The 21,683-nt window shown below is 71.6% G+C and carries 22 protein-coding genes; 10 read left to right on the top strand and 12 right to left on the bottom strand.

Annotation, left to right across the window (positions count from 1 at the left end; all coding sequences use genetic code 11):
- Positions 1 to 10: 10 nt before the first annotated feature.
- A complete protein-coding gene (locus SKED_RS02500) occupies positions 11 to 667 on the bottom strand; it encodes a hypothetical protein (protein WP_012865544.1) in 657 nt (218 codons plus the stop codon).
- A gap of 288 nt (positions 668 to 955) precedes the next feature.
- On the opposite strand from SKED_RS02500, the gene SKED_RS02495 reads away from it, so the two are divergent.
- The 5 genes from SKED_RS02495 (at position 956) to SKED_RS02475 (ending at position 5,708) form a co-directional block, all read left to right on the top strand.
- Complete coding sequence (locus SKED_RS02495; RefSeq protein ID WP_012865543.1) at positions 956 to 1,759, top strand: (Fe-S)-binding protein; 804 nt, start codon at positions 956 to 958, stop codon at positions 1,757 to 1,759.
- Positions 1,756 to 3,393: a LutB/LldF family L-lactate oxidation iron-sulfur protein gene (locus tag SKED_RS02490; protein WP_012865542.1), complete on the top strand. Its 1,638-nt coding sequence runs from the start codon at positions 1,756 to 1,758 to the stop codon at positions 3,391 to 3,393. Before SKED_RS02495 ends, SKED_RS02490 begins: the two co-directional genes overlap by 4 nt.
- Positions 3,390 to 4,052, top strand: a complete 663-nt coding sequence (locus SKED_RS02485; protein WP_012865541.1) for a LutC/YkgG family protein — start codon at positions 3,390 to 3,392, stop codon at positions 4,050 to 4,052. Before SKED_RS02490 ends, SKED_RS02485 begins: the two co-directional genes overlap by 4 nt.
- A 141-nt stretch (positions 4,053 to 4,193) precedes the next feature.
- Positions 4,194 to 4,973 (top strand): tryptophan-rich sensory protein, encoded by a 780-nt coding sequence (locus SKED_RS02480; protein WP_012865540.1) that lies wholly within the window; start codon positions 4,194 to 4,196, stop codon positions 4,971 to 4,973.
- A 96-nt stretch (positions 4,974 to 5,069) separates the two neighbouring features.
- On the top strand, positions 5,070 to 5,708 hold the full coding sequence (locus SKED_RS02475; RefSeq protein ID WP_012865539.1) for a uridine kinase family protein: 639 nt from the start codon (positions 5,070 to 5,072) through the stop codon (positions 5,706 to 5,708).
- A gap of 145 nt (positions 5,709 to 5,853) precedes the next feature.
- On the opposite strand, the gene SKED_RS02470 is transcribed toward SKED_RS02475, so the two are convergent.
- Positions 5,854 to 8,430, bottom strand: coding sequence for an ATP-dependent Clp protease ATP-binding subunit (locus tag SKED_RS02470; protein WP_012865538.1), 2,577 nt, complete (start codon positions 8,428 to 8,430; stop codon positions 5,854 to 5,856).
- A gap of 246 nt (positions 8,431 to 8,676) precedes the next feature.
- Between SKED_RS02470 and SKED_RS02465 the strand changes: the two genes are divergently transcribed.
- A complete protein-coding gene (locus tag SKED_RS02465; RefSeq protein WP_012865537.1) occupies positions 8,677 to 8,907 on the top strand; it encodes a LapA family protein in 231 nt (76 codons plus the stop codon).
- Between the two features lie 81 nt (positions 8,908 to 8,988).
- On the opposite strand, the gene pgi is transcribed toward SKED_RS02465, so the two are convergent.
- From pgi to SKED_RS02450, 3 genes are all read right to left on the bottom strand, one after another.
- Entirely contained in the window at positions 8,989 to 10,647 is a 1,659-nt protein-coding gene (pgi, locus tag SKED_RS02460) for a glucose-6-phosphate isomerase (protein WP_012865536.1), read from the bottom strand.
- A gap of 134 nt (positions 10,648 to 10,781) precedes the next feature.
- Positions 10,782 to 12,281, bottom strand: a complete 1,500-nt coding sequence (putP, locus tag SKED_RS02455) for a sodium/proline symporter PutP (protein WP_012865535.1) — start codon at positions 12,279 to 12,281, stop codon at positions 10,782 to 10,784.
- Between the two features lie 232 nt (positions 12,282 to 12,513).
- Entirely contained in the window at positions 12,514 to 12,816 is a 303-nt protein-coding gene (locus SKED_RS02450; protein ID WP_012865534.1) for a PspC domain-containing protein, read from the bottom strand.
- A gap of 182 nt (positions 12,817 to 12,998) precedes the next feature.
- On the opposite strand from SKED_RS02450, the gene SKED_RS02445 reads away from it, so the two are divergent.
- Positions 12,999 to 13,445 (top strand): hypothetical protein, encoded by a 447-nt coding sequence (locus SKED_RS02445; RefSeq protein ID WP_012865533.1) that lies wholly within the window; start codon positions 12,999 to 13,001, stop codon positions 13,443 to 13,445.
- A gap of 143 nt (positions 13,446 to 13,588) precedes the next feature.
- Here SKED_RS02445 and SKED_RS02440 read toward each other — a convergent pair whose 3' ends face one another.
- The 6 genes from SKED_RS02440 to SKED_RS02415 form a co-directional block, all read right to left on the bottom strand.
- On the bottom strand, positions 13,589 to 14,752 hold the full coding sequence (locus SKED_RS02440; protein ID WP_012865532.1) for a glycosyltransferase family 4 protein: 1,164 nt from the start codon (positions 14,750 to 14,752) through the stop codon (positions 13,589 to 13,591).
- Entirely contained in the window at positions 14,749 to 15,186 is a 438-nt protein-coding gene (dtd, locus tag SKED_RS02435; RefSeq protein ID WP_012865531.1) for a D-aminoacyl-tRNA deacylase, read from the bottom strand. Before dtd ends, SKED_RS02440 begins: the two co-directional genes overlap by 4 nt.
- A gap of 3 nt (positions 15,187 to 15,189) precedes the next feature.
- Entirely contained in the window at positions 15,190 to 15,525 is a 336-nt protein-coding gene (locus SKED_RS02430) for a DUF2516 family protein (RefSeq protein WP_012865530.1), read from the bottom strand.
- Between the two features lie 27 nt (positions 15,526 to 15,552).
- A complete protein-coding gene (locus tag SKED_RS02425; RefSeq protein ID WP_012865529.1) occupies positions 15,553 to 16,650 on the bottom strand; it encodes an FUSC family protein in 1,098 nt (365 codons plus the stop codon).
- Between the two features lie 94 nt (positions 16,651 to 16,744).
- A complete protein-coding gene (ygfZ, locus tag SKED_RS02420; RefSeq protein ID WP_012865528.1) occupies positions 16,745 to 17,854 on the bottom strand; it encodes a CAF17-like 4Fe-4S cluster assembly/insertion protein YgfZ in 1,110 nt (369 codons plus the stop codon).
- 1 nt (position 17,855) lies between these two features.
- Positions 17,856 to 18,533 (bottom strand): heme-binding beta-barrel domain-containing protein, encoded by a 678-nt coding sequence (locus SKED_RS02415; protein WP_012865527.1) that lies wholly within the window; start codon positions 18,531 to 18,533, stop codon positions 17,856 to 17,858.
- Between the two features lie 148 nt (positions 18,534 to 18,681).
- Here SKED_RS02415 and SKED_RS02410 point away from each other — a divergent pair, with 148 nt between their 5' ends.
- The gene (locus SKED_RS02410; RefSeq protein ID WP_012865525.1) at positions 18,682 to 19,065 is read left to right on the top strand and encodes a DsrE family protein; all 384 of its coding nucleotides are present in this window, start codon (positions 18,682 to 18,684) and stop codon (positions 19,063 to 19,065) included.
- Between the two features lie 18 nt (positions 19,066 to 19,083).
- Here the strand turns inward: SKED_RS02410 and SKED_RS20230 are convergent, their stop codons facing one another.
- Positions 19,084 to 19,818 carry a hypothetical protein gene (locus tag SKED_RS20230; RefSeq protein ID WP_012865524.1) on the bottom strand — a complete coding sequence of 245 codons (735 nt, stop codon included), beginning with the start codon at positions 19,816 to 19,818 and terminating at the stop codon, positions 19,084 to 19,086.
- 162 nt (positions 19,819 to 19,980) lie between these two features.
- On the opposite strand from SKED_RS20230, the gene SKED_RS02400 reads away from it, so the two are divergent.
- Entirely contained in the window at positions 19,981 to 20,730 is a 750-nt protein-coding gene (locus SKED_RS02400) for a winged helix-turn-helix transcriptional regulator (RefSeq protein ID WP_012865523.1), read from the top strand.
- Positions 20,727 to 21,653 (top strand): alpha/beta fold hydrolase, encoded by a 927-nt coding sequence (locus SKED_RS02395; RefSeq protein ID WP_012865522.1) that lies wholly within the window; start codon positions 20,727 to 20,729, stop codon positions 21,651 to 21,653. Before SKED_RS02400 ends, SKED_RS02395 begins: the two co-directional genes overlap by 4 nt.
- The last annotated feature ends 30 nt before the right edge of the window (positions 21,654 to 21,683 follow it).

Here is a 21,683-nt window from a genome sequence, read left to right as displayed (position 1 = left end):
CACTGGCACCTCAGCGCAGGCCGGCCGCGACCACCTCGGTGCCGCCGTCGGCCTGCGCGGCGTCCGGCGCGACGTCGTCGTCGTCCGGCTCCTGCTTGAAGATGATCTTGAAGATCGGGAAGAACACCCAGAACGAGACGCAGGCGTTGATGAGCATCGTCGCGACGTCGGCCAGGGCCTCACCACCGGCGCCGAGGCCCCAGGTGTCCATGAAGAGCGTGTAGACGGGGTCCTTGTAGAAGGCCTGGAGCACGGCCGCCCCGAAGGTGATCACCACGTAGGCCACCGTGTACCAGAACGCGGCCCACCAGACGTTGGAGTTCGACTTGAAGGTGATGTTGCGCTGCAGGAAGAAGTTGATGACCTGCGCGACGAGCAGGGTGATCTGGACCGCCAGGAAGTAGGCGAGCCCACCGCCGCCGAGCGGCAGGGCCCCGGCGGCGTAGTCGAAGACGTAGAACGGCTGGTCGCCCGACGCCGCGGCGACCTCGAGCAACTGGAAGCTCGTGTCGATCAGCGACGTCGTCCCGAAGGCCCACTTGATGGCTGGCATGAGGACCAGCTGCAGGACGGTCATCCCCGAGCTGAGCAGCGAGAACATGATCAGCTGCGCGAGCCCCGGGCGGCGCTCCTCGAACGCGCCCCACGCGGTACGGATCTTCGACATGTCAGTTCCTCCAGCGACGGTGGTGCTGCGGTCGGCGGTGCCCGCAGCGGCGCGCGCCCGTGCCGGCGGCGCGGCTCGGGTGTGTGGTGCGCCTCGCTGATCTGACAGCACGCGAGGGGTGCCCGCGGCCCCGCGGGCACAACCTGTCGATGCGTCGGCACAGTCTGTCCTCCCCGACGGTGGTGACGCGGTGCAGCTGCTCCACGGAAAACGCTTGCCCTATGGTCTGACCACATGGGTTATGGTGGACAGCAAGTCAGATCCCCGGCCCCCACCTCAAGGATCACCGTGCGCATCGCCCTCGCCGCCACCTGCATCGCCGACGCGATGTTCCCCCAGGCCCCGCAGGCCACCGTCACCCTCCTCGAGCGCCTCGGCCACGAGGTCGTGTTCCCGCCGAAGCAGACCTGCTGCGGCCAGATGCACGTCAACACCGGGTACTACGCCGACGCCCTCCCCGTCATCAAGAACCACGTCGAGACCTTCGCCCCCGTGCTCGACGCCGAGTGGGACGCGGTCGTCGTCCCGTCGGGATCCTGCACCGGGTCGATCCGGCACCAGCAGGCGATGGTCTGCCGTCGCGCCGGCCAGGACGCCCTCGCCGCCACGGCCGACGCGGTCGCCGCGAAGACCTACGAGCTCTCCGAGCTGCTCGTCGACGTCCTCGGCGTGACCGACGTCGGCGCGCACTTCCCGCACCGCGTCACCTACCACCCGACCTGCCACTCGCTGCGCATGCTGCACGTCGGCGACAAGCCGCTGCAGCTGCTGCGCGCCGTCGACGGCATCGACCTCGTCGAGCTGCCCGAGGCCGAGTCCTGCTGCGGGTTCGGCGGGACCTTCTCGATCAAGAACTCCGAGACCTCGACGGCGATGCTCAGCGACAAGATGACCCACGTGAAGTCGACCGGTGCGGAGGTCCTCACCGCCGGCGACTACTCCTGCCTCATGCACATCGGCGGCGGCCTCACCCGCACCCGTGCCGGCATGCGGACGATGCATCTCGCCGAGATCCTCGCGAGCACCCGCGCCGAGCCGACCCGGCCGCCAGCCGCGGCGGGCGCGGCGCCCGTGGAGGTGAGCACCCGATGAGCACCTTCCTCGGCCTGCCGACCCTGCGCTCTCGTGGCACCCAGACGACCGACGGGCCCGACGCCCCCGGGGCGCTCGCCCCCGCCATCGCCGGCGACGAGGTCCCGCACCCCGACGAGCCGCTGCGCTGGGGCGACACCTTCCCCGAGGCTGCCCGCAAGGCGCTCGGCAACACCCAGCTGCGCCGCAACCTCGCCCACGCCACGTCGACCATCCGGGCCAAGCGCGCCGCCGTCGTCGGCGAGGTCCCCGACTGGGAGGCGCTGCGCACCGCCGGGTCGGACATCAAGGTCGACGTCATGGCCCGCCTGCCCGAGCTCCTCGAGGAGCTCGAGCGCAACGTCACCGCGCGCGGCGGCACCGTCCACTGGGCGCGCGACGCCGCCGAGGCCAACCGCATCGTCGCCGACCTGGTCAAGGCCACCGGCGAGACCGAGGTGGTCAAGGTCAAGTCCATGGCGACGCAGGAGATCGGCCTCAACGAGGCCCTCGCCGAGGAGGGCATCGCCGCCTTCGAGACGGACCTCGCCGAGCTCATCGTCCAGCTGGCCGACGACATGCCGTCGCACATCCTCGTCCCGGCGATCCACCGCAACCGGTCGGAGATCCGGGAGATCTTCCTCAACCGCATGGAGTCCACGCCCGAGGGCATGACCGACGCCCCCCGCGAGCTCGCGATGGCGGCGCGCGCGCACCTGCGCCGCAAGTTCCTGTCCGCCAAGGTCGCGATCAGCGGCGCGAACTTCGCGGTCGCCGACACCGGGACGCTCGCCGTCGTCGAGTCCGAGGGCAACGGCCGCATGTGCCTGACGCTCCCCGAGACCCTCATCACCGTCATGGGGATCGAGAAGCTCGTGCCGACGTACACCGACCTCGAGGTGTTCATGCAGCTGCTCCCCCGGTCGTCGACCGGCGAGCGCATGAACCCGTACACGAGCCTGTGGACCGGGGTCACGCCCGGCGACGGCCCGCAGGACTTCCACCTCGTGCTCCTCGACAACGGGCGCACCAAGGCACTCTCCGACGACGTCGGGCGGGCCGCCCTCAAGTGCATCCGCTGCTCCGCGTGCCTCAACGTGTGCCCCGTGTACGAGCGCGTCGGCGGGCACGCCTACGGCTCCGTGTACCCCGGGCCCATCGGCGCGATCCTCACCCCGCAGCTCACCGGCTCGACCGGGCACTCCGACCCGAACAGCACACTGCCCTTCGCGTCGACGCTCTGCGGCGCCTGCTACGAGGTGTGCCCGGTGAAGATCGACATCCCGTCGCTGCTGGTCCACCTGCGCGCGCGCACCGTCGAGGAGGACAAGGCCAAGCACCGCCCGACCGCGTGGGGCGCGGCCATGAAGGCCGCCTCGTACGTCATGTCCGACGCCGACCGCTTCGCGAAGGCCGAGAAGGGCACCGCGGTGCTGCGCCTCATGGGTGGGAAGAAGGGCCGCATCTCGTCGCTGCCCTACCCGGGGTCGCTGTGGACGGGGGCACGCGACCTGCCGGTCCCGCCCAAGGAGACCTTCCGCCAGTGGTGGGCGCGGACGCACCCCGACGAGGACGGGACGGCGCCGGACAGCGGGGCCGCGCCTGCGGGGCCCGCCAGCGGGACGAGCAGCACGACCGGAGGCGACGACGCATGAGCGCACGCGAGGAGATCATGGGGCGCGTGCGGGCGGCCCTCTCGGACGTCACCGCCGGCGGCGGACCCGTGACGACCGTCGAGCGCGAGTACCGTACGAGCGGCCCGCTGGCCGTCGGGTCCGAAGGGGCTGTCGAGATGCTCGTCGACCGCCTCGTCGACTACCGGGCGACCGTGCACCACGCCTCCGACGATGCGGCCGTGGCGCAGGTGGTCGCGGAGATCGTCGCCGGGCTGCCGGGCGCCCGGAGCGTCGTGGTGCCGGCAGGTCTGGAGCGGTCCTGGCTCTCCGCGCTCCCGGAGACCGTCGCGGTCCTCGAGGACTCCCGGGAGGAGCCGATGACGGCCCTCGAGCTCGACGAGGTGGACGCCGTCGTCACCGCGTCGCGCGTGTCCGTCGCGGACACCGGCACCATCGTTCTCGACGGCGAGCCCGACCAGGGCCGCCGGGCCGTGACCCTCGTGCCCGACGTCCACGTGTGCGTGGTGCGCCGCGACCAGGTCGTCGAGACCGTCCCCGAGGGCGTCGCCGTCCTCGCCGAGCACCCCGACCGTCCGCAGACCTGGATCTCCGGCCCGAGCGCCACGAGCGACATCGAGCTCTCCCGCGTCGAGGGCGTCCACGGCCCACGCACCCTGCACGTCGTCATCGCGGGCTGAGCACCCCTCCTCCCCCTCTCTCATGCCCGGGGCGCGACCGCCGGGTGCGCCCCACAGGGTCCCGCCCTCGCGCCCCGAGCATGAGTGCGGGAGGGGGTGGTTCCGGATGCTGGTAAGCGGGGTCCGTGCGAGGGTCGTGGGATGACGACGAACCGTGACCTGACCCGGCAGATATCCGTCCTCGTGCTCGCGGTGGTCGCGATCTTCGGTGCCGCGTGGGGCGCCGGAGCCTTCGGCGGGACGCCGACCTCTGAGGCGGCCGACGGGGCGCTGTCCGCCAGCGCCACCCCGGTTGCCCCGGGCACCACGGCCTTCTCCATCTGGTCCGTCATCTACGTCGGGCTCATCGCCTACGCCGTCTGGCAGGCGCTCCCGTCGCAGCGCGAGTCCGCCCGTCAACGCTCGATGGGATGGCTCGCCGCGCTCTCCATGCTGCTCAACGCCGGGTGGCTGCTCGTGGTCCAGGCCGGGTCGGTGTGGGCGAGCGTCGTGGTCATGGCCGCGCTGCTCACCACTCTCGTCATGATCCTCGAGCGGATGCGCGCCACCCCGTCGTCCTCGCTCGTCGAGACCGTGCTGGTCGACGGGACCTTCGGGCTCTACCTCGGCTGGGTGACGGTCGCGGCCATCGCGAACGTCGCCGCCGCGATCACCACCGCCGAGCCGGGCGACCTCGGCCTCGGGTCAACCGGCTGGGGCGTCGTCCTCGTGGTGGTCGCCGCGCTCGTCGCCGTCGCCTACGCCGTGCACACGCGCGGCCGCATCGCCATCAACCTCGCCATGGCGTGGGGGCTCGCATGGATCGCCGTCGCGCGCTGGGAGGGTCCGCTCGAGGACTCGACCGTCGCGCCCGTCGCAGCAGGTGCAGCCGCGGTCGCGCTGCTCTCCGCCGTCGTCGTCCGGCTCCGCCGCCGGGCCTGAGGACGCGCGGCACCGGCAGGCTGCGGTGCCGCACACCACACCCCGTCGGGCCCTCCGACCACCGATCGGCCCCACGACGTCTGGAAGGATGGTCGGGTGACTGCACAGGACGCCGACGGCCTCTTCGACCTCCCCCCGGGGACGCGCCGACCGTCCTCCCGCGTGGTGCTCATGACGGGCGCCTCGGGCTCCGGCAAGTCGAGCCTGGTGCGCCGGCTCGGGCTGCCGTCGATCCAGCTCGACGACTTCTACCACGACCACGACCACCCGGACATGCCCCGCAGGTTCGGCATCGCGGACTGGGACTCCCCCGCCAGCTGGGACGCCGACGACGCGCTGCGCACCCTCGTCGAGCTCTGCACCACGGGCCACGCCGACCTGCCGATCTACGACATCCCGACGTCGACCCGCACCGGGACCACGCACGCGGACGTCACCGGTGCGCGCCTGATCGTCGCCGAGGGGATCTTCGCCTCCGAGCTCGTCGACGCGTGCCGCGCCGAGGGGATCCTCGCGGACGCGGTCTGCATCACGCGCCCGCGCCTGGTCACCTTCTGGTTCCGCCTGCTGCGCGACCTCGGCGAGTCCCGCAAGCCGCCGCTCACCCTGGTCCGCCGCGGCTGGGGCCTCATGCGCGACGAGCCCGGCTTCGTCCGCCGCTGGACGTCCCAGGGCTGCCGGGCCGTCCGCGTCGCCCAGGCCGAGAAGGAGATCCGAGCGCTCGCGAGCGCGTGAGGTCAGACCGGCTCGAGCCGAGCACGACGCGACGGCGCCGTCCTGCTCCCTGACGGCACGCACCAGACGACGGAAGAGCCCCGGACCAGGTGGTCCGGGGCTCTTCTGGTCGTGCGCCGATCTACGGTCGGTCAGTGCGTGCCGGTCAGGCGGGGTCGGCCGCGGCTGAGGTCCCACCGGTCGGCGGGAGGTCGCTCAGGCCCACCGGGCCGTCGGACCCGCCGGTCGCTGCGGCGGCAGCCACGACGACGGCGTCACGCTTGTGCAGGTTCTTGGGGACCCCGCGGAACGAGAACTCGCCCAGCAGACCCTCGCCCTCGGCGTCGACGAGGATCATCTCGCCGGCCTTGATGTCGCCGAAGAGGATCTTCTCCGACAGGACGTCCTCGATCTCGCGCTGGATGGCGCGGCGCAGCGGCCGTGCACCCAGGACCGGGTCGTACCCCTTCTCGGAGAGGAGGATCTTGGCGGCGGGCGTGAGCTCGATGCCCATGTCCTTGTCGCGCAGACGGCCGTCGAGCTTCGCGATCATGAGGTCGACGATCTTGACGATCTCGTCCTGCGTGAGCTGCGGGAACACGATGGTGTCGTCGACACGGTTGAGGAACTCGGGGCGGAAGTGCTGCTTGAGCTCCTCGTTGACCTTGGCCTTCATGCGCTCGTAACTCGTCACGGTGTCGCCGCCGGCGTTGAAGCCGGTCTGGACGCCCTTGGCGATGTCACGGGTACCGAGGTTGGTGGTCATGATGATCACGGTGTTCTTGAAGTCGACCATGCGGCCCTGCGAGTCGGTCAGGCGACCGTCCTCGAGGATCTGCAGGAGCGAGTTGAAGATGTCCGCGTGCGCCTTCTCGACCTCGTCGAAGAGGACCACGGAGAACGGCTTGCGACGCACCTTCTCGGTGAGCTGGCCACCCTCGTCGTAGCCGACGTAGCCGGGAGGCGAGCCGAAGAGGCGCGAGACGGTGTGCTTCTCCGAGAACTCCGACATGTCGAGCTGGATGAGCGCGTCCTCGTCGCCGAAGAGGAACTCGGCGAGCGCCTTGGCGAGCTCGGTCTTACCGACACCGGTCGGACCGGCGAAGATGAACGAGCCACCGGGACGCTTCGGGTCCTTGAGGCCAGCACGCGTACGGCGGATCGCCTGCGACAGGCCCTTGATGGCGATGTCCTGACCGACGACGCGCTTGTGCAGCTCGTCCTCCATCTTCAGCAGACGCGAGGACTCCTCCTCGGTGAGCTTGAAGACCGGGATGCCGGTCGACATGGCCAGCACCTCGGCGATGAGCTCTTCGTCCACCTCGGCGACCGTGTCGAGGTCACCGGACTTCCAGGCCTTCTCCTTGTCGGCGCGCTGCTGCGTGAGCTGCTTCTCGGTGTCACGCAGGCCGGCGGCCTTCTCGAAGTCCTGCTCGTCGATGGCCGACTCCTTGTTGCGGCGCGCCTCGGCGATCTGCTCGTCGAGCTCGCGCAGCTCCGGCGGAGCGGTCATGCGACGGATGCGCAGACGCGCGCCCGCCTCGTCGACGAGGTCGATGGCCTTGTCGGGGAGGAAGCGGTCGTTGACGTAACGGTCGGCGAGGGTCGCCGCCGCCACGAGCGCGGAGTCCGTGATGGAGACGCGGTGGTGCGCCTCGTAGCGGTCGCGCAGACCCTTGAGGATCTCGATCGCGTGCGGGAGGGACGGCTCGGCGACCTGGACCGGCTGGAACCGGCGCTCGAGGGCGGCGTCCTTCTCGATGTGCTTGCGGTACTCGTCGAGGGTGGTGGCTCCGATGGTCTGGAGCTCCCCGCGGGCGAGCATCGGCTTGAGGATCGACGCGGCGTCGATGGCGCCCTCGGCGGCACCCGCACCCACGAGGGTGTGGATCTCGTCGATGAACAGGATGATGTCGCCGCGGGTGCGGATCTCCTTGAGGACCTTCTTCAGGCGCTCCTCGAAGTCACCGCGGTAGCGGGACCCGGCCACCAGCGAGCCGAGGTCGAGCGTGTAGAGCTGCTTGTCCTTGAGCGTCTCGGGGACGTCGCCGGAGACGATGTCCTGGGCGAGGCCCTCGACGACGGCCGTCTTGCCGACGCCAGGCTCACCGATGAGCACCGGGTTGTTCTTGGTGCGTCGGCTGAGAACCTGCATGACGCGCTCGATCTCCTTGGCGCGACCGATCACGGGGTCGAGCTTGCCCTCGCGGGCAGCCTGCGTGAGGTTGCGGCCGAACTGGTCGAGCACGGCGGAGCCGGCCGGGGTGCCCTCGGCAGGTGCGCCCGAGGCGACGGGCTCCTTGCCCTGGTAGCCCGAGAGCAGCTGGATGACCTGCTGGCGCACGCGGTTGAGGTCGGCGCCCAGCTTCGTGAGGACCTGGGCGGCGACGCCCTCGCCCTCACGGATGAGGCCGAGCAGGATGTGCTCGGTGCCGATGTAGTTGTGGCCGAGCTGCAGGGCCTCGCGCAGGGACAGCTCGAGCACCTTCTTGGCGCGCGGCGTGAAGGGGATGTGGCCCGAGGGGGCCTGCTGGCCCTCGCCGATGATCTCGGTGACCTGTGACCGCACGGCGTCGAGGGAGATGCCGAGGGACTCCAGGGCCTTCGCCGCGACACCCTCGCCCTCGTGGATGAGGCCGAGCAGGATGTGCTCGGTACCGATGTAGTTGTGGTTGAGCATCCGTGCCTCTTCTTGGGCAAGGACGACCACCCGACGGGCTCGGTCGGTGAATCTCTCGAACATGTGCGCTCCTCACAGGTGCGGGCCGGAGCTGGAAGGGTCCCAGGCCTGACCGCATCGACTCTAGTAGGCAGCAACCGGTGAGTCTCGCTCGATATGCCGTTGTTCGCCGCAGGCGTGAAAACCTGGCCCGCCCGGTCCCCGGGCCACGCCGGGTGGTCACGAGTGGCAGCAGCACCCCGCTCCACGGGAGGATGGTCTCACCAGCAGGAGAACACCCAGAGACGTCCCGCCGCACCGAGGAGCACCATGACCGAGCCAGCCCAGACCGAGAACGCGGTCGTCACCTTCCTCAAGCAGCGGTGGCTCAGCATCGTGCTCGTGGTGCTCGCCGTCGTGTTCATCCTGCAGAACCGCGGGGAGACCACCATCCACGTGCTGTGGATGACCGTGAACTCCCCGCTGTGGCTGTTCCTCGCCCTGATGTTCCTCGGCGGGATCGTCGCCGGCGCGTTCTACCGCCGGCGCAAGAAGCGGTAGACGCCGGGCACCCGCGACCAGGACGCAGCAGGCCACCACCCGCGGACGGGTGGTGGCCTGCTGCGCTGTGGGAGACGGCAGTCAGCGCCCGCGGAACGCCCGGTAGCGCTCGATGAGCGCGTCGGTCGACCCGTCGGAGTCCTTGGCCGGGGCCTCGGTCGAGGTGAGCTTGGGGGCGAGCTGGTTGGCCATGACCTTGCCGAGCTCGACGCCCCACTGGTCGAAGGCGTTGATGCCCCAGACCACGGACTGCGTGAACGTGATGTGCTCGTAGAGGGCCACGAGCTGGCCGAGGACCGACGGCGTGAGCTTCTCCGCGAGGATCGTGCTCGTGGGGCGGTTGCCCGGCATGACCTTGTGGTTCACGATCTCGGCCGGCGTGCCGTCGGCCGCGACCTCCTCGGCCGTCTTGCCGAAGGCGAGCGCCGCGGTCTGCGCGAAGAAGTTCGACATGAAGAGGTCGTGCATCTCGCCGAGGTCGTGGTTGGGCAGCGCGAAGCCGATGAAGTCGGCCGGCGTCATCTTGGTGCCCTGGTGCAGCAGCTGGTAGAAGGCGTGCTGCCCGTTGGTGCCGGGCTCGCCCCAGAAGATCTCACCGGTCTGGCCTGCGGCGCCGCCCGCGACGGCGTCGGAGACCGACGTCCCGTCGAGGCGCACGGACTTGCCGTTGGACTCCATGGTGAGCTGCTGCAGGTACGCCGGGAACCGGTTGAGGTACTGGCTGTACGGCAAGACGGCGTGGCTGCCGGTGCCGAAGAAGTTGTTGTACCAGACGTTGAGCAGGCCCATGAGGACGGGCACGTTCTGCGCGAACGGCGTGGTGCGGAAGTGCTCGTCCATCTGGTGGAAGCCGTCGAGCATCTGGCGGAAGCCGTCTGCACCGATCGACAGCATGAGTGCGAGGCCCACCGCGGAGTCGAAGGAGTAGCGTCCGCCGACCCAGTCCCAGAACCCGAACATGTTGGCCGTGTCGATGCCGAAGTCGGCGACGCGCTCGGCGTTCGTCGAGACCGCCACGAAGTGCTTGGCCACCGCGGCCTCGTCGCCCTGGTACGCCTCGACCAGCCACTGGCGGGCGGTCCGGGCGTTCGTCAGGGTCTCCTGCGTGCCGAAGGTCTTGGACGCGACGATGAACAGGGTGCTCTCGAAGTCGACGTCGTGGACCTTCTCGAACACGTCGGTCGGGTCGATGTTCGACACGAAGCGGCACTCGATGCCGCGGTCGGCGTAGTCGCGGAGCGCCTCGTAGGCCATGACGGGGCCGAGGTCGGAGCCGCCGATGCCGATGTTGACGACCGTCGTGATCTTCTTGCCCGAGTGCCCGGTCCAGGCGCCGGAGCGCACCTTCTCGGAGAACTCGGCCATGCGGTCGAGGACGGCGTGCACGTCGGCGACGACGTCCTGCCCGTCGACGACCAGCGACGCGTCGCGCGGCAGGCGCAGCGCGGTGTGCAGCACGGCGCGGTCCTCGGTGAGGTTGATGTGCTCGCCGGCGAACATCGCGGCGATCTTCTCGGACAGCCCGGCCTCGTCCGCGAGCGCGACGAGCGCCTCGACGGTCGAGTCGGTCACGAGGTTCTTGGAGTAGTCGAGGTGCAGCTCGACGGCGTCCGCGGTGAGGCGCGTCCCGCGCTCCGGGTCGGTGGCGAAGAGCTCGCGGAGCGTCGTCGCGGCGAGGGTCTGGTGCTCGTCGCGCAGCGCGCTCCAGGCAGCCGTTCCGGAGAGGTCGTATGAAGCCACGTGGCGTCACCCTTCAGGTCGAGTCGGTCGCGACGGTCGTCCCGTCGGCAGGTCCACCTGTAGACACTAGTCGCTCGTGGTCGGGCCCCGCAGGGCCTTGGTCATGCCCTGCGGGGCGGGAAGAGGGGTCCTGCTCAGGCGCGTGCTGCCTGCGCGGCCGCCTCGTCGAACTCGACCTCGATCTCGGGCTGCTCGACAGCGGTGGCGCGGCTGACGAGGACGGCGACGAGGAGGTTGGCGAGGAAGCCGGGGACGATCTCGTAGAGGGTGTCGCCCAGGGCGGTGGTCCCCCAGACGATCACGACGACGGCGCCGGTGATCATCCCGGCGAGGGCACCCTGGCGGGTGAGGCGGCGCCAGTAGAGGGACAGCAGGATGACGGGGCCGAAGGCCGCGCCGAACCCGGCCCAGGCGAAGCCGACGAGCTCGAGGATGGTGCCGCTCGGGTTGATGGCGAGCAGCCCCGCGACGACGGCGACGACGAGCACCCCGGTCCGCCCGAGGACGACCTGCTTCTGGGGGCTGGCCTCCTTGCCGGCGATCTTGTAGAGGTCCTCGACGAGGGCGGAGGAGCAGACGATGAGCTGCGACGAGACGGTCGACATGATCGCGGCGAGCACGGCGGCGAGGACGAGGCCTCCGACGAGCGGGTGGAACACGATGGCGGCCATGTCGAGGAACACGGTCTCGGGGTTGGCGAGGATCTCGCCGTCGCGCCAGAAGAACGCCACGCCGATGATCCCGGAGAGCACGGCACCGCTCGCGATGAGCACCATCCAGCCGATGCCGACGCGGCGGCCGACCTTGGCGTCCTGGGCGGAGCGCAGCGCCATGAAGCGCACGATGATGTGGGGCTGGCCGAAGTACCCCAGGCCCCACGCGACGGCGGACAGGACGCCGATGACGGATCCGCCGGCGACGAGGGACAGGCGGTTGAGGTCGGCGCCTGCGGCGTTGGCGGCCGCGTCGGCGGCACGGACCCCTTCGATGGTCTCGCCGACGCCCCCGAGGTTCGAGACGGCGACGACGGGGACGACCACGAGGGCGGCGAGCATGAGCAGGCCCTGCACGACGTCGGTCCAGGTTGCGCCGATGAACCCTCCGAAGAGCGTGTACGCGAGGGTCACGCCGGCGACCAGCAGCATGCCCGTGAGGTAGCTGCCCCCGAAGGCGCTCTCGAAGAACGTCCCACCGGCCACCATGCCGGAGGACACGTAGAAGGTGAAGAAGACGAGGATGATGACGCCCGAGGTGATGCGCAGCAGGTGCGAGCTGTCACGGAGGCGGTTCTCGAAGAAGGTGGGCACGGTGATCGAGTTCTTCGACACCTGCGTGTAGCTGCGCAGCCTGGGGGCCACGTAGGTCCAGTTGAGCCAGGCGCCGACGGTCAACCCGATCGCGATCCAGGCCTCGACCAGCCCGAAGGCGTAGATCGCACCGGGCAGGCCCATGAGCAGCCATCCCGACATGTCCGAGGCACCGGCGCTGAGCGCTGCCGTGGTCGGGCGGAGCCTGCGACCGGCGAGCATGTAGTCGTCGAGGTCGTCCGTCTTGCGGAAGGCGAGATACCCGATGACGAGCATCGCCGCCATGTACACGGCGATCGCGATGATGCGGTAGGTCTGGTCGGACACGTGTTCGGCCTCTTCCTGGAGATCCGACGCACCTCGCTGGGCGTCGTCAGGCGGTGGGCACCTCGTCGGGTCACGACCGGTGCAGAGCGAACGGTCCACTATAGGACATAGGGCCCACGTCGCACATCGAACCGTCTGCTAGGCGGACTTCACCACGTCCTGACCACCCGAACCGCCGACTCGACCCGGCCCGACTCCTGCTCGCCCTCGCCCGTCCGGCCGGACCGCTCGCTCAGCTGATCCAGCGCTCGAGCGGGATGGTGCCGGTGCGCTCGTCGGGGAGCAGCGCCCACGCGATCGCGTAGAACCAGAGGCTCAGCCCGACGAACAGCACCAGGCCGACGAGGATCAGGCGCATCCACCCCGCGCCGATGCCCACCTTCTGCGCGAGGGCCGCGGCGACGCCGCCGAGGACGCGCCCGCCGGCGGGCCGGACGATGCCGAGCCGGCGGGTCCAGGCGAAGAACCGCTGGGTGGGGGTCGGGGTGGGTGCTGGGGTCTGGGTCTGTCCGCTCTCGGACCAGTCTGCGCTCATGCCTCGAGCCTTCCACCGTGGGGTCGCGCCGCCCATCCGGCATCCCCCTGGTCCACCCCGGATCTTGACCAGGCCCGTCTCAGGGTCGCCCCGGACGGCCTCGCCCGCGGTCGTGCTGCTGCGGGCCCGCGGTGGGATGATGGGGGCGCCCCCGCCCCCGGATCACGGAGACCCGCCGCACCATGACCGTCTCGCACCAGCTCCACGTCGTCGTCGACCGCATCACCGGGGACGTCGTCGTCCCGCTCGGCGTCTGGGAGGACCCGGAGGCCGCCGCCGAGGAGATCGCCGAGCACGACCCCGCGCAGCCCGGACGCTACGAGGTCCGCATCGTCCTCGACGGCACCGGGCTCACCGACGAGACCTTCGCGCAGGCCGAGCACGGCCCGTCCGAGATCCCGGTGTCCCCCATCGCGACCGTCGTCGACGGCACGCTGCTCACCGAGGAGTTCTTCGCCAAGGTCGCCGGGGCACGCTGCACCTTCACCAGCGCCGAGGGCACCGTCTGCGACGCACCGATCCTCACGGACAAGACCACCTCGGTCACCCCGACCGACGACGTCCTCGTCCCGGCCGACGTGTGGGCCGGCTGGGCAGCAGACCGCTGCGTCGAGCACCTGGCGGCCTGAGGCTGCACGACCGCAGCCTGCCGCCTCCTCACCGGGTCGTGAGCCGGAGCGAGATCGTGCGTACGGAGCGAGTTCGTGCCTCAGAGGTATCGAACTCGCTCCGAAGTCACGAGCTCGGCGCTGCGAGACGCTGACGGCTCCGCCTACGCCCGGTAGACCTCGACGACCTGCGCGCCGATGACGTCGACGTCGAAGCGGCCGGCGTGCTCGACCTGCCGGGCGCTCGCCGCGGTCCGCGCCGCCGCGTCGCCGACGTGGCGGGCGAGGAGCGCGGCGAAGGTCTCGGTGTCGGTCGCGTCGACGAGCTGGTCCTCGAGCCCCTCCATCACCGTCCGGTAGCCGGGGTTGTCCCCGGCGAGGACCACGCCGCGGCTGGCCGCGAGGGCCTCGACGACGCTGATGCCGAAGCTCTCACCGCCCGTCGACGGGAGGGCGACCACGTCGGCGCCGGCCAGCAGCGCCGCCTTGTCGTCCTCGTCGACGAAGCCGATGAAGCTCACGCCCTCGAGCCCGGCGGTCGCGACGTAGGACTCGAGCTCCTCACGGAGCGGTCCGGTGCCGCCGACCACCACCTCGACGGGGACCTGGGTGAGCGACCGTGCGCGGGCCACCGCGCGCAGCAGCTCGCCGGCTCCCTTGCGCTCGACGAGCCGCCCGAGGAACACGATGCGCACCGGGTCGGCGTCGGACGGCTCCCAGCGGGCGAGCTCGGCGTCGCGCGCCCGGGTGAACCGGGTGACGTCGACGGGGTTGCCGATGACCACCGGCTCGACGCGCAGCGCCTCGGCCGCGAAGGCCGCGGCCGGCGTGGACACCGCGATCACCCGGGAGAACCGTCGCAGCTGGCGCCGCTGCACCAGTCCGAGACCGCGTGCGCCCCACCGGGTGAGCCAGGTCCACGGCAGGATGTGGAAGGTCCCCACGACCGTCGTCCCGGCCCGCGCCCGGCTCACCACACGCCCGGCGAGCAGCGGGCTGTAGGGCATGTTGACGTGCAGCACGTCGAAGTCGACCTCGTCGAGCAGCGTCGTGATCCCGGCGGCCGGAGCGGGCAGCGGAACGCCGAGCCGGTTGCCGTTGAAGCGCAGCCGCAGGTTCTTGGCGAGCGAGTGCATGCGCGGCCGGTCCGTGCGGACCGTGGTGCTCGTGAGGTAGTGGACCGTGTGCCCCTGCGCGCTCAGCCACTCCCCCAGGGTGAGCACGTGCTGCTGCACGCCGTCGGGCCGGTCGAGGGAGTCGTCGATGACCAGCCCGACGGTCAGCGGACGGCCCTCTGCGCCCCCCTGTGCGACGCTGCCCGCGCTCATGCGTCGACCACGATCGTCATGGGCCCGTCGTTGACGAGCTCGACCTGCATGTCCGCGCCGAAGCGCCCCGTCCCGACGGTGAGCCCACGCTCGCGCAGCGCGTCGACCACGGCCGCGACCAGCGGCTCGGCGACCGGCCCGGGGGCCGCGGCGTTCCACGACGGGCGCCGCCCCTTGCGGGTGTCGGCGTAGAGCGTGAACTGGCTGACGACGATCACGGGCGCGTCGAGGTCGCTCACGCTGACCTCCGCGCCGTCCGCACCGTCGAGGACGCGCAGCTCGGCGACCTTGCGGGCCACCGTGGCGACCTGCTCGGGGCCGTCGTCGTGGGTCGCCCCGACCAGCACCACGAGACCCTGCCGGTCGAAGGAGGCCAGCTCCTCACCGTCGACCGTCACGCGGGCGCGAGAGGCCCGCTGCAGCACGGCGCGCACAGTTCACCAGCCTCCGCGGCCGGGGCCAGACCGCGGTCCGCCGCTGCGGCGGTGCGGGCCGAGGGCGGGGCGCACGTCGGTGAGGTAGATCGCGGCAGGGACCACCATGAACAGCGCGGCCATGCCGAGCAGGCCGATGCCGAGCGGCGGGTAGAGGCCGACGAAGCCGAGCAGCGCCCCTCCGGCGAGGATGCTCGCCCAGAACACCTTGGTGCGCTTGCCCGCGCTCGTGAACGCCCCGGCCGGCCGGCGTGCAGCGTCGACGAGGGCGAAGACCTCGAGGAGGAACAGCGCGAGCGTGAGCAAGAGCATGACGGTGAGCTGGAGCGAGGCGAACATGGGCCAAGCCTAAGCGGTGATCAGCACCTACATCGGGGCGAGCGCGTCGCGGGCCTCACCGGGCGTCGCGCCCGCCGTCTCGCACAGGTCGACGATGGCCGAGCGCAGGATCAGGGTGATCGACTGCACCTGCCAGTCGCCCGTGCCGAGCAGCCCCGGGTGCGCCTCGTGTGCGACGTCGAGGAGCATCTCGCGGGCGACCGCCGGCTCCGTCCCCGAGGCCACGTTCTCGGCGAGCAGGTGGGTGGCCTTGGCGAGGTCGTCGAGGAGCTGCGCGAGCCGGTCGACCTCGGGCCCGGTCGGCAGGCTGAGCGCGCGACGCGCGATCACCCGCACGGTCCGCATGGTCCGGTCTCCGAGCATGGCGGTGCGCCCCATGACGGTGAGCTCGGCCCGGTACCGCCGTCCCGTCGCCGTGACCTTGGCCGTGCCGAGGGCGTCCTTGGTGACCGACTGCCACTCGTCGAGCGCCGGCTCGGAGGCTCGGCCGCGGACCAGCGCCGCCTCGCGGTCGGCGGCCTCGCCCGTGCGCATCCCGTGGGCGATCTCCTCGAAGGTGCGAGCCAGCTCCGAGAGCCCCTCGCCGCCGAGCCTGCGCGGCAGGCGCCGCGGGTCGCCCGGGGTCAGCGCCGCCACCACGAAGGCGACGGCTGCCCCGACGAGTGCGTCGGTCCAGCGCCCCAGGCCGCCGCCTCCACCGGTCGACATCACGGGGAGCCCGACGATGACGATCGACTGGACGCCCGCCTGGGTGGTGAGCAGCGCCCCGCGGTCGATGAACCGCGCGACGAGCGCGGACACCACGAGCACGACACCGATCTGGATCGCCCCGGCCCCGATGAACGACGCGATCGCCTCGCCGAGGCCCACGCCGATCGCGACGCCGATGCCGACCTCGGCCACCCGCCGCATGTTGCGGTCCGCCGTGAAGCCGAGGCAGATCCAGGCGCAGACCGGCGCGAAGAACGGGAAGGGGTGCCCGAGCAGCAGGTGTGCGATCCAGTACGAGAGGCTGACCGCGATGCCGGCGGTGAGGATCGGCCCCGCGCCCGAGCGCACCCGGATGCTGCCCTGACGGACGCGGCTGCGGAGCTGGAGCGACGTCCGGTGGATCGCGGAGGTCACGAAGGACTCCTCCCCGGGGCTGCGGCTCACAGGCCTGCGACGCCCGGGGCGAGACGAGGGTGCGGACGTGCCACGGTCGGCGAGGAGGAGCGGGTCATCGAGGGTTCAGCCCGCGCGCGACCGGGCCGCGGGCGGCCGGGCGGTCGACCGAGACGCCCTCGCCCGGGACCACGACCTCCTGGCCGGCGGCGACGTCACCGCCGTCGCAGGCGACGAGCAGGTCGACGTCGGTGGGAGTGCTGCGCTTGACCACGGCGAGGGCCACGGGCCCGAGCTCGTGGTGCCGCGCGACCGACGTCACCGTGCCGACCGACCGGTCCCCGGCCTCGACCGCTGCTCCGACCTCGGGCAGCAGGTGCCCGGAGCCGTCGAGGTGCGCCATGACCAGGCGGCGCGGCGGACGACCCATGTTGTGCACCCGCGCGACGGTCTCCTGCCCGCGGTAGCAGCCCTTGTGCAGGTGGACGGAGGTCCGCAGCCAGTCGAGCTCGTGCGGGATGGTCTTGTGGTCCACCTCGGTCGCCAGGCGCGGTCGCCAGGCGGCGATGCGCAGCGCCTCCGACGCCCACGTTCCGGCGAGGCGCCAGCCGGCGGCCTCGCGGGCCGCGGCAGCCTCGGCGAGGGTCTCGCGCGGGACCAGGACCAGGCGCCAGGGGCGCTCGGTGCCGGGGTGCTCGTCGTCGGGCAGGCCGTACCGCGTCCCGCCCTCGCGGGTGCGGGGCCACGGGTCGCGCCAGGTGACGGTCTCGTCGGGCGTGCCCTCGGCGTCGACCGGCTCGCCGATCACAGCCCAGGCGTCGGTCGCGTCGGTGATCTCGACCCGCATCATGAACTTCATGCGCTGGAGCCACGCGGTGAGCTCGGCGGCCTTCGACCCCTCGGTGACCAGCCACGTCGTCTCGCCGTCGTCGACGACGGACATGGCGTGCTCGACGTGCCCGTGGGGCGACAGCACGAGCGTCTCCGTGGAGTCGCGCGGGCCGAGGTCGAGCAGCAGCTGCGAGGTGATGGAGTTGAGCCATCCCAGCCGGTCCGGCCCGGAGACCGTGACGACGCCGTGGTGCGAGAGGTCGACGAAGGCGCCGCCGCGCTCGAGCGCGCGCTGCTCGGCGGTCGGGTCGCCGTAGTGCCAGGCGACACCGGCGTCGACGCCGGCCCCGGCGACGGCACCGTGCCGGGAGAGCAGCGGGCTCGAGTACGTCATGTCATCCCTCCACGCGGCTGAGGTTCGCCGACACGTAGGACTGGAGCGGCTGGCCGAAGGCCGCGAGCTCCCACACCCACATGAGGTTGCCCTCGACGAGTCCGTAGAGACGGCTCGAGGCCGTCACCTCGGCCGAGGTCGGCGTGCGGGCGATGAGGTCGCTCGCGAGGTCGACCCGCCCGTTGCCGATGGACCCGAGGTACAGCGTCAACCGGCCGGCAGGGTCGGACATCATGACCTCGAGCGGCGTCTTGCCCTCGCCGAGCCCGTCCGGGCGCTCGGGCGGGACCCGCCAATAGCCGGTCTCGGTGGACCACACGGTCGTCTCGCCCGTGCCGAGCGGCGGGACAGCGGGCGTGAGCCCGTCGACCGAGCCCTGCTCCACGACGTCGGCCGGCGCGTCAGCCGCACCAGGGCCGTCCGTCGTGCCCGGAGCGGCGTCGGCGCTGCTCTGCGCCCACTCCTCCGGGACCGTCGACGGCACCACGGGCTCGATGACACGGATCGTGGACTCGTACCGCAGGTACGGGCCGCCGTCGTGGTCGAAGGTCACGTCCTGCAGGAACGCGACGGCGTCGATCCCGGGGTACGAGATCACGCCCTCGCCTCGCCAGGAACCCACCAACCACGCCAGCGGGTAGACCTCGGGCGCCAGCCCGTCGGGGATCGAGAACGACACGGTCAGCGCTGACCCTTGTAGAGCCTGTAGACCACGAAGCCGGCGAACCAGGTGATGGTCACCGTGGCTGCGACCAGCAGCCCGAGGAAGATCATCTCAAGCATGTGAACACTCATGCGGCCATCCTACGTGCCGTTACCCTGACCGCATGAGCGAACAGACCGGTGCCCCCTCCCGACGGCTCGTCGTGAAGTCGACCGCGGGCGCGTCGTCGCCCGAGCTGACCAACCAGGCCTTCACCGTCGCGGCGAGCGCGCTCGCCGCCGGCGTCGAGGTGAGCGTGTGGCTCACCGGCGACTCGGCGTGGTTCGGGGTTCCCGGCCGGGCGGGCGACCTCGTGCTCGAGCACGCGGCCCCGCTCGAGGACCTGCTGGCGTCGCTCGTCGACGGCGGCACGGTCACGGTGTGCACCCAGTGCGCTGCCCGACGTGGCATCACCCCGGACGACCTGCTGCCCGGCGTGCGCATCGCCGGTGCCCCGGTGTTCGTCGAGGAGATCATGGCGCCGCAGACGCAGGCGCTCGTCTACTAGGCGACAGACTCTCGTCTGCTAGGCGACGAGCACGCGCCCGACGACGTAGGCGAGCACGCCGCTCATCGCGACCGGCAGCACGATGACCGCGAGCGCGGCACGGGGCTCTCGGAGCGCGGGCAGGCGGTGGAACAGCATCTGCAGCGACGACACGAGGATCGCGGCGACGACGCCGGCCCACACGCCGTCGAGCGGCACGAGCTCGGGGAGCACCGAGGCGACGCCCACCGAGACGGCGACCGCGCCCACCAGCGTCACGACGCTGTTGAGCACGCCCCGCAGGCGCGTGGCGGAGACTGCGGAGGCGGCGGCGAGCGCGGCGGCGCAGAGGATGACGAGGGCCATGCCGTCAGTGACCTTCGAGGCGGCGATCCACCCGGCGGCCGAGACGGCGACGACGACGCCGCTCACCCCGCCCACCAGGGACTCGACCAGCCGCTCGCGGCCGTCGCCGCGCAAGAGCTCGTTGGTGAACGAGAGCAGCAGACCCATGGCCAGGACGAGGGGCAGGTAGCGCAGCCACGGCTCGGTCGTGGTCACGTGCACCGCGGCGAGGGCCCCGAGCCCGGGCAGCGCCACGACGAAGAACGTGCCGCCCGGTGCGGGGAGCCCGAGGAGCGGCGCCCACCCGGCGGCGAAGGCCACGACGAGCGCGACGAGGACGGCGAGCAGGCCCCACTCGCCGAGGAAGACGCCTCCGGCGATGGCAGCTGATGCACAGGCGGTGGCCACGGCGCGCGTCGACAGATTCACCGGGTCAGTGTCCCAGATGCAGGGGCCCAGACCCGAACTCGGGGCAGATCAGGCCTCCGACGTGGAAGAATCAGGGGACGAGCGCACCGACATCCGGTCAGCCTGCTCGTGGGACGAGGGCCTCGCGGTACCGTGAGCGCCTGCTGAGAGAAGGTGAGAACGGTGTCCGAGCTCCTGCTCCTCACCCCCACTGCGGGTGGTTCTGCCCAGGTGCTCCCTGCCCTCGGTCTGCTGACGCACCGCATCCGGGTGCTCCCGATGGAGCCCTCCGCGCTGGTCGACGCGCCCGACTCCGACGTCGTCCTGCTCGACGCCCGCCGCGACCTCGTCGGTGCCCGCACCACGTGCCGGCTGCTGCGCGCGACCGGGCTCACCGTGCCCCTCGTCCTCATCGTCACCGAGGGCGGCCTCATGGTCGTCACCGCCGAGTGGGGCGCCGACGACCTGCTCCTCGACACCGCGACGCCCGCCGAGGTCGAGGCCCGGCTGCGCCTGGCGCGCGAGCGCTCGGCCAGCCACGGCTCGGGCGACCAGCCCGAGGAGATCTCCTCGGGCGAGCTGATGATCGACGCGAGCGGCTACACCGCCCGCCTGCGCGGCACGCCGCTCGACCTCACCTACAAGGAGTTCGAGCTCCTCAAGTACCTCGTGCAGCACCCGGGGCGCGTCTTCACGCGAGCCCAGCTGCTGCAGGAGGTGTGGGGCTACGACTACTACGGGGGCACCCGGACGGTCGACGTCCACGTGCGGCGCCTGCGCGCCAAGCTGGGGCCCGAGTACGAGCAGCTCATCGGGACCGTGCGCAACGTCGGCTACAGGTTCGACCCGCCCAAGGACCGTCGGGCGGCGCAGGCGGCGGACAACGCGGCCCTGGAGCAGGCCGGCTCTGCTCCGGTAGGTTCGGACCGGTGACCACCGACTTCTCCGACGTCCTCATCCCCGGCGACTGGCAGCACGAGTTCGTCGCCGCGAACGGTGCCCGGTTCCACGTGGCGCTGGCCGGCCCGACGGACAGCAAGGCCCCGCTCGTCATGCTGCTGCACTCGTTCCCGCAGTTCTGGTGGGTGTGGCGCGACCAGATCAGCGCGCTCGCCGCCGCGGGGTACCGGGTCGCCGCGATGGACCTGCGCGGCACGGGAGCCTCGGACAAGCCCCCGATCGGCTACGACCTGCACACCCGCACCCGCGACGTCGCGGGTGTCGTGCGGTCGCTCGGCTTCGAGCGCGCCGTGGTGGTCGGGCACGGGCTGGGCGGCGTCGTCGCCTGGTCGATGCCCGCGCTCCAGCCGGTCGTGACCGCCGCCGTGGCCGCGCTCGCCGCGCCGCACCCGGCCCGCATGCACGTCTCGCTGCGCGCGTCGCTCAGCCGTCGCGCCCAGGGGCGTCTGGCGTACCTGCAGCTGCCCAACCGGCCCGAGCGTCGCATGACGCGCGGCGACCTCGTGGCCCAGGTGCTGCGGGCCCGCCCGGACTTCGTGTGGCCTGAGGGCGTCGTGGAGACCTACACCGAGGCGGCGCGGGTGCCCTTCGCGGCGCACAGCGCTCTCGAGGCGGTCCGCTGGTACGCCCGGCTGGTCCCCACAGGCAGCGGACGACGGTACCTGTCCGCCGTGCGCGCGCCGATCGCCGTCCCCGCGCTGCAGGTCCAGGGCGGCTTGGACCCCGTCGTCCGACCCGAGACCGCGGACGCGGACAGCTCGGCCCTGTGCCGCGAGCTCCGCTACGTGGTGCTGCCAGATGCCGGGCACTTCCTCCCCGAGGAGGCCTCCGACGACGTCTCCGCGATCCTGCTCGACTGGCTGGCCGGGCTGTCGGCGCCTGACGCGCAGGACTGAGCCCGTCTGAGTCAGGACGCCGGTGCTGAC

The sequence above is a fragment of the Sanguibacter keddieii DSM 10542 genome (assembly GCF_000024925.1).
Taxonomy (GTDB): Bacteria; Actinomycetota; Actinomycetes; order Actinomycetales; family Cellulomonadaceae; genus Sanguibacter; species Sanguibacter keddieii.
This window is presented reverse-complemented; position numbering and strand designations above follow the sequence as displayed.

Excerpts from the sequence above, each read along its gene's own strand:
- SKED_RS02500 (WP_012865544.1), bottom strand. The coding sequence starts at position 667 with ATGTCGAAGATCCGTACCGCGTGGGGCGCGTTCGAGGAGCGCCGCCCG.
- SKED_RS02490 (WP_012865542.1), top strand. The coding sequence starts at position 1,756 with ATGAGCACCTTCCTCGGCCTGCCGACCCTGCGCTCTCGTGGCACCCAG.
- SKED_RS02485 (WP_012865541.1), top strand. The coding sequence starts at position 3,390 with ATGAGCGCACGCGAGGAGATCATGGGGCGCGTGCGGGCGGCCCTCTCG.
- SKED_RS02480 (WP_012865540.1), top strand. The coding sequence starts at position 4,194 with ATGACGACGAACCGTGACCTGACCCGGCAGATATCCGTCCTCGTGCTC.
- SKED_RS02470 (WP_012865538.1), bottom strand. The coding sequence starts at position 8,430 with ATGTTCGAGAGATTCACCGACCGAGCCCGTCGGGTGGTCGTCCTTGCC.
- SKED_RS02465 (WP_012865537.1), top strand. The coding sequence starts at position 8,677 with ATGACCGAGCCAGCCCAGACCGAGAACGCGGTCGTCACCTTCCTCAAG.
- SKED_RS02450 (WP_012865534.1), bottom strand. The coding sequence starts at position 12,816 with ATGAGCGCAGACTGGTCCGAGAGCGGACAGACCCAGACCCCAGCACCC.
- SKED_RS02445 (WP_012865533.1), top strand. The coding sequence starts at position 12,999 with ATGACCGTCTCGCACCAGCTCCACGTCGTCGTCGACCGCATCACCGGG.
- SKED_RS02440 (WP_012865532.1), bottom strand. The coding sequence starts at position 14,752 with ATGAGCGCGGGCAGCGTCGCACAGGGGGGCGCAGAGGGCCGTCCGCTG.
- SKED_RS02430 (WP_012865530.1), bottom strand. The coding sequence starts at position 15,525 with ATGTTCGCCTCGCTCCAGCTCACCGTCATGCTCTTGCTCACGCTCGCG.
- ygfZ (WP_012865528.1), bottom strand. The coding sequence starts at position 17,854 with ATGACGTACTCGAGCCCGCTGCTCTCCCGGCACGGTGCCGTCGCCGGG.
- SKED_RS02410 (WP_012865525.1), top strand. The coding sequence starts at position 18,682 with ATGAGCGAACAGACCGGTGCCCCCTCCCGACGGCTCGTCGTGAAGTCG.